At 60.9% G+C, this 14,566-nt stretch carries 13 protein-coding genes; all 13 read left to right on the forward strand.

From position 1 onward, the window contains the following. The first annotated feature begins 77 nt into the window (after positions 1-77). Positions 78-851 (forward strand): glucose-1-phosphate cytidylyltransferase, encoded by a 774-nt coding sequence (gene rfbF, locus AC07XF_RS08755; protein WP_495026176.1) that lies wholly within the window; start codon positions 78-80, stop codon positions 849-851. Beyond that, positions 833-1,915 (forward strand): CDP-glucose 4,6-dehydratase, encoded by a 1,083-nt coding sequence (gene rfbG / locus AC07XF_RS08760; RefSeq protein WP_495026177.1) that lies wholly within the window; start codon positions 833-835, stop codon positions 1,913-1,915. The genes rfbF and rfbG overlap by 19 nt, the downstream gene beginning before the upstream one ends. Next, complete coding sequence (locus tag AC07XF_RS08765) at positions 1,912-2,472, forward strand: dTDP-4-dehydrorhamnose 3,5-epimerase family protein (RefSeq protein ID WP_495026178.1); 561 nt, start codon at positions 1,912-1,914, stop codon at positions 2,470-2,472. The genes rfbG and AC07XF_RS08765 overlap by 4 nt, the downstream gene beginning before the upstream one ends. After that, on the forward strand, positions 2,469-3,695 hold the full coding sequence (locus tag AC07XF_RS08770) for a methyltransferase domain-containing protein (protein WP_495026179.1): 1,227 nt from the start codon (positions 2,469-2,471) through the stop codon (positions 3,693-3,695). Before AC07XF_RS08765 ends, AC07XF_RS08770 begins: the two co-directional genes overlap by 4 nt. Continuing rightward, positions 3,692-4,549: an NAD-dependent epimerase/dehydratase family protein gene (locus tag AC07XF_RS08775; protein ID WP_495026180.1), complete on the forward strand. Its 858-nt coding sequence runs from the start codon at positions 3,692-3,694 to the stop codon at positions 4,547-4,549. Before AC07XF_RS08770 ends, AC07XF_RS08775 begins: the two co-directional genes overlap by 4 nt. Further along, complete coding sequence (locus tag AC07XF_RS08780) at positions 4,539-5,609, forward strand: class I SAM-dependent methyltransferase (protein ID WP_495026181.1); 1,071 nt, start codon at positions 4,539-4,541, stop codon at positions 5,607-5,609. The genes AC07XF_RS08775 and AC07XF_RS08780 overlap by 11 nt, the downstream gene beginning before the upstream one ends. A 17-nt stretch (positions 5,610-5,626) precedes the next feature. After that, a complete protein-coding gene (locus AC07XF_RS08785) occupies positions 5,627-6,364 on the forward strand; it encodes a CmcI family methyltransferase (protein WP_204932438.1) in 738 nt (245 codons plus the stop codon). 55 nt (positions 6,365-6,419) lie between these two features. After that, positions 6,420-9,335 (forward strand): TIGR00180 family glycosyltransferase, encoded by a 2,916-nt coding sequence (locus AC07XF_RS08790; RefSeq protein ID WP_495026182.1) that lies wholly within the window; start codon positions 6,420-6,422, stop codon positions 9,333-9,335. A 134-nt stretch (positions 9,336-9,469) separates the two neighbouring features. Further along, a complete protein-coding gene (gene pseC / locus AC07XF_RS08795; protein ID WP_495026183.1) occupies positions 9,470-10,660 on the forward strand; it encodes a UDP-4-amino-4,6-dideoxy-N-acetyl-beta-L-altrosamine transaminase in 1,191 nt (396 codons plus the stop codon). Next, complete coding sequence (locus AC07XF_RS08800; RefSeq protein WP_495026184.1) at positions 10,660-11,280, forward strand: pseudaminic acid biosynthesis-associated methylase; 621 nt, start codon at positions 10,660-10,662, stop codon at positions 11,278-11,280. The genes pseC and AC07XF_RS08800 overlap by 1 nt, the downstream gene beginning before the upstream one ends. Next, the gene (pseF, locus tag AC07XF_RS08805; RefSeq protein ID WP_495026185.1) at positions 11,277-11,984 is read left to right on the forward strand and encodes a pseudaminic acid cytidylyltransferase; all 708 of its coding nucleotides are present in this window, start codon (positions 11,277-11,279) and stop codon (positions 11,982-11,984) included. The genes AC07XF_RS08800 and pseF overlap by 4 nt, the downstream gene beginning before the upstream one ends. Further along, positions 11,981-13,486, forward strand: coding sequence for a UDP-2,4-diacetamido-2,4,6-trideoxy-beta-L-altropyranose hydrolase (gene pseG, locus AC07XF_RS08810; protein WP_495026186.1), 1,506 nt, complete (start codon positions 11,981-11,983; stop codon positions 13,484-13,486). Before pseF ends, pseG begins: the two co-directional genes overlap by 4 nt. After that, entirely contained in the window at positions 13,479-14,531 is a 1,053-nt protein-coding gene (pseI, locus tag AC07XF_RS08815) for a pseudaminic acid synthase (RefSeq protein ID WP_495026187.1), read from the forward strand. The genes pseG and pseI overlap by 8 nt, the downstream gene beginning before the upstream one ends. Positions 14,532-14,566: the final 35 nt, after the last annotated feature.

The following is a 14,566-nucleotide window of genomic DNA, read 5'->3' on the forward strand; positions in this document are numbered from 1 at the left end:
TGGCAGGTTTAACCCAGATGGCCCGCAAAAGCTTGATACAGCTTGGCTGAGCCCTGTGACGAACAAGAGGGGAAGGGATGAAGGCAGTTATTTTGGCGGGTGGCCTGGGTACGCGGATCAGCGAGGAGTCGCACCTCAAGCCCAAGCCGATGATCGAGATCGGCGGCAAGCCAATTCTCTGGCACATCATGAAACAGTACTCCGCTCACGGAATCCACGATTTCGTGATCTGCCTTGGCTACAAGGGCTATGCGATCAAGGACTTCTTCGCCAACTACTTCCTGCATACCTCCGACGTCACCTTCGACATGTGCAACAACCGCATGGACGTTCACCAGAACTACAGCGAACCGTGGCGCGTGACCCTGATCGATACCGGCGAAGAAACCATGACCGGAGGTCGTCTGCGTCGCGCCGCCCGTTATGTAGAAGGCGAGCAAGCGTTCTGCTTTACCTACGGCGATGGTGTATCGGACCTCAACATTGGCGCCCTGGTGGATTTCCACCTGACTCACGGCAAGCTGGCCACCGTGACCGCCGTGCAACCGCCGGGACGTTACGGCGCGCTGGAGCGCGACGGGGACAGCGTCAAGGGTTTCATTGAGAAACCGCGTGGTGACGGCGGCTGGATCAATGGCGGCTTCTTCGTCCTGTCGCCCAAGGTGCTGCCGTATATCTGCGACGACCAAACTTCCTGGGAAGCCGAACCGCTGGCGGCGCTGGCCACTGAACAACAATTGCAGGCTTTCCAGCACGACGGCTTCTGGCACCCGATGGACACCCTGCGTGACAAGAACCACCTGGAAGCGTTGTGGCAGAGTGGGGAGGCCCCATGGAAGCAATGGGACTGAGTTCGCAATTCTGGCGCGGCAAGCGGGTGCTGGTCACCGGCCATACGGGTTTCAAGGGCAGTTGGCTGACGTTGTGGCTGCAAAGTATGGGGGCCGAGGTCAGCGGGTTTTCCCTCGATCCGTCCACCGAGCCGAGTCTGTTCGAACTGGCCCGCGTTCACGACGGCATTAATGATCAGCGCGGCGACCTGCGTGACCTCGGCGCCTTGCTGGAGCTGATCGCCGAGACCCAGCCGGAAATCGTCCTGCACCTGGCGGCCCAGCCGCTGGTGCGCGAAGGTTATCGCGACCCGTTGGGTACCTATTCCAGCAACGTCATGGGCACCCTCAACCTGCTCGAAGCGATCCGCCAGGTGGGTGGCGTGCGCGCCTGCGTGTTGGTAACCACCGACAAGGTCTACGCCAATCAGGAATGGCTGTGGCCGTACCGCGAAAACGAAGCGTTGGGCGGTCACGATCCCTACAGCAGCAGTAAGGCTTGCTGCGAATTGCTGGCGCAATCCTATGCCGCCTCGTTCTTTGCGTCTGAAAAGTACGCCGAGCATGGCCTGGCGTTGGCCACGGCGCGCGCCGGCAACGTGCTCGGCGGAGGCGATTTCGCCCCGGAGCGGTTGATTCCCGACGTACTGCGGGCATGGTCGGCGGATGAGCCCGTGACCTTGCGCTATCCGCAGGCGGTACGCCCATGGCAGCACGCCCTGGAACCGTTGGCCGGGTATCTGCAACTGGCTGCCGGGCTGTATGAGCAAGGCCCGAAATTCGCCGGGGCGTGGAATTTCGGTCCCGGTGAAGCGGACATGTGCAGCGTCGGTGAAGTGGTCGAGCTGCTCGCCAGCCGCTGGCCGCAAGCGCGCGGGCTACGCATCGAACCGAGCGATATGCATGAGGCCGGCCTGTTGCGCCTGGACAGCAGCCGCGCCCGTCAATTGCTGGGCTGGCAAGCGCGCTGGTCGTTGCAGCAGTGCCTGACCCAGACCCTGGATTGGCATCTGGCGTGGCAGAACGGCGATGACATGCGCGCCATCAGCCTGGCGCAATTGAACCAGTACCGAGGCGCGTTGTGAGCGAGTTTCTGTTGAAGGCGCTGCCGTTGAACGGGTTGTTCAGCGTCCAGCACAAACGCTTCGAGGACGAGCGCGGGCACTTTTCCCGGTTGTTTTGCGAGGGCAGCCTCAGTGCGTTTGGCCAGGCGTTTCATATCCGCCAGATCAATCACTCCTGCACCCGTGAACGCGGCAGCGTGCGTGGCCTGCATTACCAGAATGCCCACGCGCCGGAAGCCAAATTGATCACCTGCCTGCGCGGTGAAGTCTGGGATGTCGCGGTGGATTTGCGTCGCGATTCCGAGACCTTTCTGCACTGGCACGCCGAACATCTGCGTGCCGGCGATGGCCGCAGCCTGTTGATTCCGGCCGGGTTCGCCCATGGCTTCCAGACCCTGAGCACCGACGCCGAACTGCTTTACCTGCACAGCAATGACTACACGCCGGAGCATGAAGGCGGGTTGTCGGTGCTCGATCCACGGCTGGCGATTACCTGGCCATTGCCTGTCAATAATCTGTCGGTGCGCGATGCCAGTCATCCAGCGCTCGATGAACACTTCGCCGGAGTGCGTCTATGAACTGCCGTGGTTGCGCCGCTGCGCTGACCCTGCCGCTGATCGACCTGGGCACCTCGCCACCGTCCAACGCGTACGTGCGGGTCGATCAACTGGAACAGGCCGAACAATGGGTGCCGTTGAAGGTTGCCGTGTGCCAGCAGTGCTGGCTGGTGCAAACCGAGGACTACACCAGTGCCGACAGCCTGTTCGATGCCGAGTACGCCTACTTCAGTTCGTTCTCCAGTACCTGGCTGGCCCATGCCGAGCATTATGTGGGTGAGATGGTCGAGCGCTTCGGCCTGACCACCGACAGCCGCGTGGTGGAAGTGGCGGCCAACGATGGTTACCTGTTGCAGTACGTAGCCAGGCGCGGCATCCCTTGCCTGGGTGTCGAGCCGACCCGCAGCACCGCGCAAGCGGCGCGGGAAAAAGGCCTGGAGATTCGTGAACTGTTTTTTGGTCGCGACACCGCCGCGCAGTTGAAAGGCGAAGGCTGGGGCGCCGACCTGATGGCCGCCAACAACGTGCTGGCGCATGTGCCGGATATCAACGATTTCCTCGGTGGTTTCGCGACCCTGCTCAAACCGACGGGCGTGGCGACCTTCGAATTTCCACAACTGCTGACGCTGATGGCCGGCCAGCAGTTCGACACGCTGTACCACGAGCACTATTCCTATTTGTCGCTGACCGCCGTGCAAACCCTCTGCGTGCGCAACGGTCTTGAAGTGTTCGACGTCAGCCAGTTGCCGACCCATGGTGGTTCGCTGCGGGTGTTCGTGCAGCGCATGGACGGCCAGCGCCGTGAAGTGCTGCCGGCGGTGCAACACCAGTTGCAGGCCGAACTCGCCGCTGGCGTGAAAACCCCTGATTACTACGCGACACTCGCCCCGGCGGCCGAACGCATCAAGCACGAACTGCTGCGCTTTTTGTTGCAGGCCAAGGCCGACGGCAAGCGCGTGGTCGGTTATGGCGCCGCGGCCAAGGGCAACACCTTGCTCAACTACGCTGGCGTCAAACCGGATTTGCTGGCCTGGGTTGCCGATGCCAATCCGCACAAGCAGGGCAAGTTTTTGCCGGGCAGTCGCATACCGATCGTGTCGCCGACGCAGATCGATATCGAAAAACCGGACTACGTGTTGGTCCTGCCGTGGAACCTGCTGCACGAAGTCAGCCAGCAACTCGCCCAAGTGCGGCAGTGGGATGGTCGTTTCGTGATTGCCGTGCCTGAGTTGACTGTACTGTGAACGTACTGGTCACCGGGGCGACCGGGTTTGTCGGCCGGCATTTGGTTGCGGCGTTGCTTGAACGTGGCTGCACGGTTCGCGCCGTAGCGCGCAATGCCGAAACGGCTTCGAACATGCCGTGGATCAATGCCGTGGAATTCATCGTGGCGGATATTCACGCCGACAGTCTGGACATTGCCGCACTGACCGAAGGAGTCGATGCCCTCGTGCATCTGGCGTGGCCGGGGTTGCCGAACTATCAGGCGCTGTTTCATTTCGAGCACAACCTGATGGCCGATTACCGGTTCATCAAGAGCGCTGTCGAGGCTGGTGTGGCGCAGGTACTGGTGACGGGTACCTGTTTTGAATATGGCATGCAGAGCGGGCCGCTCGATGAGCGCGTCGCACCGCAGCCTGCCAATCCTTATGGCCTGGCGAAAAACACCCTGCGTCTGTTCCTGGAAAACCTGCAACGGGTTCAGCCGTTCAACCTGCAATGGGTGCGTCTGTTTTACCTGCACGGTAGCGGGCAGAACCCCAACAGTTTGTTGGCGGCACTGGACCGGGCCATTGATGCCGGGGCCGACACGTTCAACATGTCGGCCGGCGAGCAGCTGCGTGATTACCTGGCCATCGAAACGGCGGCCGGTTACCTGGCGTCGATCCTGCAACAGCGCGACTTCAACGGCGTGATCAACTGTGCCAGCGGCCAGCCAATCTCGGTCCGGGCGCTGGTGGAACAGCGCCTGCGTGAACGTGGCGCATCGATTCGTTTGAACCTGGGGCACTACGCGTACCCGACCCACGAACCGATGGCGTTCTGGGGTGTGGCAGACCGCTTGCAAGCGTTATTGGGAGCAGAGCATGAGGCATGAGTTGTATCGGGTCTGTGACCTGCCGGTATTGCAAAATCGCACCTTTGCCGACTCGCAGTCCGCCCAGGCCTCTGCCTGCGCCGACATGGTGTTGGTGCAGGACGAGAAGAGCGGGTTGATCTTCAATCAGGCCTTCGACGCCGACAAGCTCAGCTACGACGCCGACTATCAGAACGAGCAGGCGCATTCGGTGCAGTTCCAGAAGCACCTGAGCGATGTCGAAGGCATCATTGCCCGCCATTTCAAAGGTCGGGAACTGATCGAAGTCGGTTGCGGCAAGGGCTATTTTCTGGAACTGCTCAAGGGCCTGGGCTACGCCATCACCGGCATCGACCCGGCCTACGAAGGCGACAACGCCGACGTGATCAAGGCCCCGTTCACCCGTGGCCTGGGCCTGGCGGCAGACGCCATCGTGCTGCGCCATGTGCTGGAGCATATCCAGGACCCGGTGAGCTTTCTGGCCGAGATGGCCGAGGCCAATCAGGGCGGACAGATCTACATCGAAGTACCGTGCTTCGACTGGATTCTTGAGCACCGTGCCTGGTTCGATCTGTTCTACGAGCACGTCAATTATTTCCGCCTCGATGACCTGCGGCGGATGTTCGGTACCGTGCATGAGGCCGGCCATCTGTTTGGTGGCCAGTACCTGTACATCGTCGCCGACCTGGCCACGTTGCGCCTGACTCCGGAACAACCGGTGCCACGCCTGACATTGCCCGACGGTTTCACCCACAGCCTGACGCGTGCGGTGCAGATCATTCAGGCCGCACCCGGGCAGGGTTCGGCGATCTGGGGCGCGTCGTCCAAAGGCGTGATCTATTCGTTGTTCCTGCAACGGGCCGGAGTGGCGGTGGACCGCGTGGTGGATATCAACCCGGCCAAGCAGGGGCGTTATCTGCCCTTGAGCGGTGTGCGGGTGTCGTCGCCGCAAGAGGCCATGGATGCCTTGCCCGAAGGTGCCAACCTGTTTGTGATGAACTCCAATTACCTCGAAGAAATCAAGCGGATGACCGATGGACGCTACGTTTATCACGCCGTCGACAGCGCTTCGTTCCAGTGACTATTGAGATTTTGAAAATGACCGACAACAGCATCAATAAAGCCTTCGAAGCCGAGTGCCAGGAACAGATCGCCCAGCAGGGTGACGATCAGAAACTCACTGGCCTGGCCCGTGATTTCTTCAATGAATCGGCCAGGCACAAGTACAGCTACCACTTCTCGTGGATGGGGCGCCCGATCATCCAGTTGCCGCAAGACATGATGGCGATGCAAGAGATCATCTGGCAGGTCAAGCCGGACCTGGTCATCGAGTGCGGTATTGCCCACGGCGGTTCGATCATCTACTACGCCTCCTTGCTGGAACTGCAAGGCCACGGCGAAGTACTGGGTATCGACCTGGACATCCGCCCGCACAACCGCGAAGCCATCGAAAGCCACCCGATGAGCAAGCGCATCAAAATGATCGAAGGTTCGAGCATCGACCCGGCAATCGCGGCCCAGGTGCATGCCGCCGCCGAAGGCAAGAAAGTCATTCTGGTACTCGATTCCAACCACACCCACGACCACGTACTGGAAGAGCTGCGCCTCTACGCACCACTGGTGTCGGTGGACAGCTACTGCGTGGTGATGGACACCGTGGTTGAAGACATGCCGGCCGACTTCTTCCCGGACCGTCCATGGGGCCCGGGCGACAACCCGAAAACCGCAGTGTGGAAGTACCTGGAAGAGAACCAGGACTTCGTCATCGACCAGCAGATGCAGAACAAGCTGCTGCTCACCGTTGCGCCGGACGGCTACCTGCGTCGCGTTCGTTAATTCGGCACCATCAATAAAGCGTTTATCAGGCGTTTCGCCGGTTGTGGGAGAGGTTATGCAAGGCAAGTCCGTTTCTGAGCACACGTTGCCACTCAATGAGCTGCTGACAGTGGTGTTGATTTCCCACAACCGTCCGGCTTTTTTGCGCAGGGCAATGAAGTACTACGGTGCCTTGCCTTGCAAAGTCCTGGTGCTCGATTCCGCCACCGAGCCTTTCAATGGCGAGCTCCCTGACGTCGATTACCGGCATGTGCCGCAGTTTGCCTACAGTGGCTTCCAGGCCAAAATTGGCTATGGTGTGGAGCAAGTGACCACCCCCTATATGGTGCTGGCGGCCGACGATGACTTCATCGTGCATGACGCGCTGTTCGACTCGGTGGACTTCCTCGAAGAAAACCGCGACTACGGGATGTGTCACGGTTATTGCCTGATGTACCTGACCCTCGGTGACAGCGTGAGCTACTACCGCCGGGACAAGAAGGTCTGTGAGGACTATTCGTCCGAGCGGCCGCAGGATCGCGTGGTGGACTACATGCGTCAGTACCTGCCGCCGTTCTACGCGGTGACCCGCACCGACCTGATGAAATCCTGGTATTCGCTGTTGCCGCCGGGCACCAGTTTCCAATGGCAGGAAATCGGCCATGTGTACTACATGCTGGCCTGCGCCAAGGCGCGGATCCTGCCGATCCCGTACGTGGTGCGTGAGATCAACTACGGCAATTCCGAACACAACACCGAGGTGTATCACTCGTTGACCTACACCGATAGCAAGTCGGTGACCGAGCGAGAGGCCTTTGCCGAATTCCTGGCGGCGTTGCCAACCGGTATCAAGGGCCTTGATCCGGTGGGGGGCAAGGCGTTCGTTATGGAAAGTTTCGATGCCATGATCGACAGCCTGCAAACCGGCCGGGCGTTGACAGCGGAGCTGATTATACAATCCATCTGGAACAATACCCTCAAGGCACCCGAGCGTCGTTTCGGGCCAAAGCAGTATGTCGAGATGCCTTTCTACAACCAGGCATTTTTCGATCAACTGACCCGGTTCGAATTCATGCTGCACGCCATGCCGGCGGGTCGTATGCAACTCGAATTGCTCGAAGGCGTCTGGACTCGGCAGGAACACTTGCTGAGCCCGCGCAACAACGATACGCCGGAAAGTGTCGTTGACCGGTTGTGGCAAGCCCACGACCTCAATGCCTTCAACCGCACAGTCAGCAAACGTTTGGTTGCTCAACTGGAACTGCTGGGCGAAGACGAAGAAGCGCAGTCGATGCAAGACTGGGTTGCACGTCTTGACGAAATGTCGGTTGAAGATCATCACCCGACGTTCGACAAGATGCGGTCCGGTCGCCTGCTGAACTGGCTCGCTCTGCGTCAGCCCGATGCCGGGCAAGCCAAGTCGATTGCCCAACACCTGGCGGCCAACGACGGTGGTCCACAGTTCGGGATCTTCCTGCTGGACCTGGATAACGATATCGACAAGCTGCAAGTCTCTCTCGACAGCCTGCTCGAAGGTCACAGCAAGGCGTTCAAGATTGTGGTCTTTACCACCGGTGAAGCACCGGCGGCGACCACGGCGCAGAACACCCTGCACTTTGTCCGGGTCACGCAAAGCAACTACGTCGACAAACTGAACCAGTGTGCTCGTCAGTCGACTGCCGATTGGTTGCTGCTGGCTGAAGCCGGTGACGAATTCACCGCCGGTGGCCTGTTGCGTGCCAGCCTGGAATTGCTCTCTGCCGCGGACTGCCGCGCCGTCGCCACCGACGAAATCCAGCGCACCAGCGAGGGTGCATTGGTGGACGTGTTCCGTCCTGGCTTCAATCTTGACTTGCTGCAAAGCCTGCCGGCCTTGATGGCGCGTCACTGGCTGATCCGTCGAGAGGTGTTCATGGAAGTCGGCGGCTACCAGCCTGATTTCAGCAAGGCGCTGGAATTCGACTTGCTGCTGCGCATCATCGAGCAGGGTGGCCTCAATGGGCTGGCCCATCTGGATGAACCGCTGCTGATTGCCCGGGTGCCGGCACTGGAAGAAAACGCCGATGAGCGCCTGGCGTTGTTGCGCCACCTGGGCAATCGTGGCTACAAGGCCAAGATCACTTCGACGGTGCCAGGTACTTATCAGATCGACTATCGCCACACCGAACGCCCGCTGGTGTCGATCATCCTGCCGGCCGGGGACAATCTTTCGGCCTTGCAACAGTGCCTTCAAGGCCTGCTGCTGCGTACCCGCTACATCCAGTACGAAGTCCTGATTGCGGTCAATCAGCATCAATCGGCCGAGGTCAATGACTGGCTCGGTACTTATCAGCATCCGAAAGTCAGCGTACTGCGCACCGATCAGCGTATGAGCGATGCGGCTTTGTACAACGCGGCCAGCCAGCAGGCGCGGGGCGAGTACCTGGTGCTGTTGGCCGCCGACAGTGAAGTGGTCAATCCGAACTGGCTGGAGTCGCTGCTCAATCACGCCCAGCGTCCGGAAGTCGGCGTGGTCGGTCCCAAGTTGATCAACCGCGACGGCAAGGTCACCCAGGCCGGCCTGATTCTCGGTATGAACGGTGGTGTGGGCTCAGCCTTTGTCGGGGAAAAACACGACGCCGAAGGTTACCTGCACCGGCTGGCGCTGGAGCAGAACTACTCGGCGGTGTCGAAGGTGTGCCTGATGGTGCGTAAAGCGTTGTTCGACGAGCTGGACGGTCTGGACAGCGTGACCTTCGCCGACGGCTTGAGCGACGTCGACCTGTGCCTCAGGGTCGGTCAGGCCGGATTCCTCACCGTGTGGACGCCGCTGGTACAGGTCATTCATTCGGGTGAAGTGCCACAGGTGCCCCAGGCCCTCGATGCGCTGCGTGACAAGTGGGCGGCAGCCTTTGCGCAAGACCAGGCCTATAACGCCAATCTGGCCTTGAGCGGCAAAGGCTTTGCCCTGGGTGAAAGTGCTTCGGTGAACTGGGCGCAGATGCTCGGCTAGGCCCGGCGAACAGGTATAAGGATTCAAGGCATGTTCAATGGAAAATCGATTTTCATCTCAGGCGGCACCGGTTCGTTCGGGCGTCATTTCGTCCGTCGTGGGTGGGACACGCTCGCCCATGCCTGGTTGCCAGCATGATTCCTTACGCTCGGCAAAGCCTCGATCAGGCGGACATCGACGCCGTGGTCGGTATATTGAAGTCTGACTGGCTGACCCAGGGCCCGACCATCGAACGCTTCGAGCGCGCGATGGCCGACCGCTGCGAGGCCGGTTTTGCCGTGGCGGTGTGCAATGCCACGGCGGCCCTGCACATCGCTTGCCTGGCGGCGGGGCTCGGTCCGGGCGATTGGCTATGGACGACACCGAACACCTTTCTCGCCTCGGCAAACTGCGGTCGTTACTGCGGTGCCGAGGTGGACTTTGTCGATATCGACCCGCTGACCTGGAACCTCGATGCCGGTGCGCTGGCCGTCAAACTGGAACGGGCCGAGCGTGAAGGCAGGCTGCCGAAAGTGCTCGTGGCCGTGGCGTTCTCGGGGCAGAGCTGTGACATGCGCAGGATTGCCGCACTGGCCAAGCGATATGGCGTCACGGTGATCGAAGACGCGGCCCATGCCGCCGGAGCGTCCTACGCCGGACGCCCGGTGGGTTGTGGAGAGTTCGCGGCGATGACCGTGTTCAGCTTTCATCCGGTGAAGATCATCACCAGTGCCGAAGGCGGCATGGTCATGACCAACAGCCCCGAACTCGCCGAGCGTTTGCAACGCTTGCGCAGCCACGGCATGACCCGGGATCCGCAGCAGATGACCGGACCCAGTCACGGCCCCTGGTACTACGAGCAGGTGGAGCTGGGTTTCAATTACCGTATTACCGACCTGCAAGCGGCCCTTGGTTTGTCGCAGTTGAACAAACTGGATGAGTTTATCGAGCGTCGGCGTGAACTGGCGGCCCGTTATGACCGCTTGCTGGCGTATTTGCCGCTGACCCTGCCCAGTGCACAATTTGAGGCCGAGTCTTCATGGCATCTGTACGTGGTGCGGTTGCAACTCGATCAGATCAATCTCACTCACCGTGAGGTGTTCGAGGGATTGCGCGCCGCCGGGGTCGGTGTGAACCTGCACTACATTCCCGTGCATTTGCAGCCTTATTATCGTGATCTCGGGTTCGCCGAGGGTGATTTTCCGCAGGCCGAACGTTACTACGCCGAAGCCATCAGCCTGCCGTTGTATCCATTGCTCAGTGACGAGCAACAGGACTACGTGGTCGAGCAGATGCGGCAGTTGATCGAAATAATCCAGCCATTGCGGCGGGTGGGAAATGTGTGATGCGTGAACTGACCGAGCAGGAAACATTCTGGCAGGGCGAATTCGGCAACCAGTACGTCGACCGCAATGTCGGGCAGCCGCTGGTGGCGGCAAACCTGGCGTTGTTTGCCAAGGCACTGACACGGGTCGGGCGCATCGACAGCCTGGTGGAACTGGGCACCAATGCCGGTAACAACCTGCAGGCACTGCGTCAGCTGTTGCCCCGCTGCGAGTTGTTCGGCGTGGAGATCAATGCCAGCGCTTGCGCCGCTGCCCAGGCGTTGGGTATTGCGCAGATCTGGCACGGTTCGCTGTTCGACTTTCCCCGTGAACGCACCTTCGACCTGACCCTGAGCAAAGGCGTGCTGATTCACCTGGCGCCGGAGTTGCTGCCGGCCGCGTACGCGCAACTGTATGAGTTGAGCCAGCGCTACATACTGATCGCCGAGTACTACAATCCGGCGCCGGTCGAGGTCTCGTATCGCGGCAACAGCGGCAAATTGTTCAAGCGCGATTTTGCTGGCGAAATGCTCGATCGATATGACGACCTGCAATTGGTCGACTACGGTTTTGGCTACCACCGCGATCCGCAATTCCCGGTGGATGACATCACCTGGTTTGTCCTGGAAAAACGCCGTTGAACAACGTCGCCATCATACCGGCCCGCGGTGGCAGCAAACGCATACCCCGCAAGAACCTCAAGTCGTTCGCCGGCGTGCCGATGATTGCCCGCTCGATTCAGGTCGCCCTCGAATCCGGGTTGTTTTCCCGGGTGGTGGTCAGCACCGACGACGAGGAAATTGCCGGGCTGGCGCGGGACTGTGGCGCCCAGGTGCCCTTCATGCGCCCGGCGGCACTGGCCGACGACTTCACAGGCACCGCCGCGGTGATCGCCCATGCCCTGCAAGCATTGCGCGAACAGGGGGATAATTTTGATCGCGCCTGTTGCATTTACGCGACCGCGCCGTTGTTGCAATCGCGATTTCTTGTCCAGGGGCTGAGCCTGCTGGAACAGCATCCCGACAAGTCTTTTGCATTCTCGGTGTGCGACTTCGGTTTTCCGGTTCAGCGGGCCCTGACCCTTGATGATCAGGGCGCATTGACGGCACTGTATCCGCAGTATCGTGACACCCGCTCCCAGGATTTATCGATCGCCTATCAGGATGCCGGGCAGTTCTACTGGGGCTGCAGCGATGCCTGGCTGCGTGGCGAGGTGTTGTATTCACCGTACAGCCTGCCGGTCATCCTGCCGCGTCATCTGGTGCAGGACATCGACACACCGGAGGACTGGAAACGCGCGGAATACCTGTATGCCGCGCTGAAGGCCGGGGGAGAGCTGCAATGAGAGTGCTGATTCGCTCCGATGCCTCGCCGACCATCGGCAGCGGCCATATCGCGCGTTGCCTATGCCTGGCCCGGGTGTTGCGCGGGCAGGGCAGTCATGTGGCTTTCGCCTGTCGCCTGTTACCGGGGCATCGACTGGAGGCACTGCGGGCCGAAGGTTTCGAAACCTTCGCGCTGCCCGAGCGCTACAGCGACGAAGACCCGCAGCAAGCCATCGAATCCATGCTGCCATGGCAGGCGGACATCGCCGCGCTCGGGCCGTTGCTGGAACTCCAGCCGGCGTTTGACTGGATCATTGTCGACCACTACGGCCTCGATCATCACTGGCAAACGGCCGCCCGGCGCTGGGCACCACGAATCGCCGTGGTGGATGATCTCGCCACGCGGACCTACAGCGCCGATTTGTTGTTGAACCAGAATCTATCGGGTACGCCAGAGGCTTATACGTCGCTGCTGGCGCCAGGTTGCCGGACATTGCTCGGTCCCCGTTTTGCCATGTTGCGCGACGAGTTCCGTTGCCCGGCCATCGAAATCAAGCCTCAAGCCCGGCGTGTGCTGGTGAATTTTGGCGGTTTCGACGCGGCCATGCAGACCCATCATGCGATGCTGGCGCTGGCGGATTTTCCTGAACTGGAAGTCGATTTTGTCGCCGGCGCGGGTAATCCGGCCTGGACGCAGATGCAGGCGTTGGCGGCGAGTCGCCCGCATTGGCGCCTGCACAGTTTTGTCAGCGACTTTTATCGATTGATGACCGAGGCCGACCTGTTTGTCGGGGCGGGAGGCGGCACCAGTTGGGAGCGGGCGGCGATGGGGCTGCCGACGATTTGCATTGCCGTATCGAACAATCAACAGGCCAACGGCGAGGTCATGGCGGCCGCGGGCGCCCATGTGTTCATGGGGGCCCGCGAGCACGTCACAGTCGAGCAGTTGCGCCTGGCCATCGGCTTTGTCGCGGGTAACCAGGGTTTGCGTCAGAGCCTGGCACAGCAGTCGCGACAGCTTGTCGATGGCCGGGGCGCGCAGCGGGTGGCAGCTGCGCTGGCCGGCGCGGTGCTGAGGATGCGCCCGGCGACCCTGGGGGATGCGCAGCTGTTGTTTGACGGGCGCAACACCGAGGCCGTGCGTCGCGGTTCGCTGGAGACCGGCGTGATCGAATGGCCTGCGCATCAAAACTGGCTGGCCGCGAGCCTGAGCAATCCCCGGCGGCTGTTATTGATCGCCGAGGCCGATGACGGTCCTGTCGGTGTGCTGCGTTATGACGTGCGTGGCTTGAGCGCCGAAGTGTCGATTTATCTGTTCGAAGGCCGGTTCGGCCTGGGCTGGGGCAGGGCGCTGCTGGCCCGTGGGGAAGCCCATGTGAAGGCCCACTGGCCAGAACTGGAGTCGCTCACCGCCCAGGTCTTGCCCGCTAACCAGCCATCGCTGAATGTCTTTCGCGAAGCCGGTTTTACCCAGAGTGCCTGCGCGTTCACGCGCGTATTGAAGGATCACGCAGATGAATAGCTTCAAGATTGGCGAGCGCCTGATCGGTGCCGATGCGCCGCCATTCATCATTGCCGAGATGAGCGGCAACCATAACCAGTCCCTGGACATGGCGCTGAAAATCGTCGAGGCCGCGGCCAAGGCCGGTGCCCATGCGTTGAAGTTGCAGACCTACACCGCCGACACCATGACCCTGGACCTGGCCGAGGGCGAGTTTTTCATCAAAGACCCGAACAGCCTGTGGGCTGGTACTTCGCTGTACGCGCTGTACGAGAAGGCACACACGCCATGGGAATGGCATGCGCCGATTTTCGCTCGCGCCAGAGAACTGGGCCTGCTGGCGTTCTCCACGCCATTCGATGACAGCGCCGTGGACTTTCTCGAAAGCCTCGACGTGCCGGCCTACAAGATCGCCAGTTTCGAAAACACCGACCTGCCGCTGATACGCCGGGTAGCCGCCACGGGCAAACCGCTGATCATTTCCACCGGCATGGCCAGCATCGCCGAACTCGATGAAACCGTGCGCGCCGCCCGCGAGGCCGGGTGCAAGGATCTGGTGCTGCTCAAATGCACCAGCACCTATCCGGCATCACCGGCGAACAGCAACGTGCGCACGATCCCGCATTTGCGCGAGTTGTTCGATTGCCAGGTGGGGCTGTCCGATCACTCCATGGGCGTTGGTGTGTCCGTGGCGGCGGTGGCGTTGGGCGCAACGGTGGTGGAAAAGCATTTCACCCTCGAGCGTGCGGCGGGTGGCGTCGACGCCAGTTTCTCCCTGGAACCCTCTGAACTGGCCAGCCTGGTGATTGAAACCGAGCGCGCCTGGCAAGCCATGGGGCAGGTGCATTACGGCGTCACCGAGGCTGAGCGCCAATCCCTGGTGTACCGTCGATCGTTATATGTCACCCAGGATATGGCGGCCGGCGAGCCCTTCGATGCGACCAATCTGAGAGCCATCCGTCCGGGGCTCGGGCTGGCGCCCAGGCATGCGCAAAGCCTCCTGGGACGCCGTGCCCGTCAGGCTATCAAGCGTGGAACAGCGCTGGATTGGTCGTTGGTCGAATAACCCATTGCCGGGCTGATTCGGCAAAATCGCGTGAC

It is taken from the genome of Pseudomonas sp. GW821-FHT01C01, from assembly GCF_059422645.1.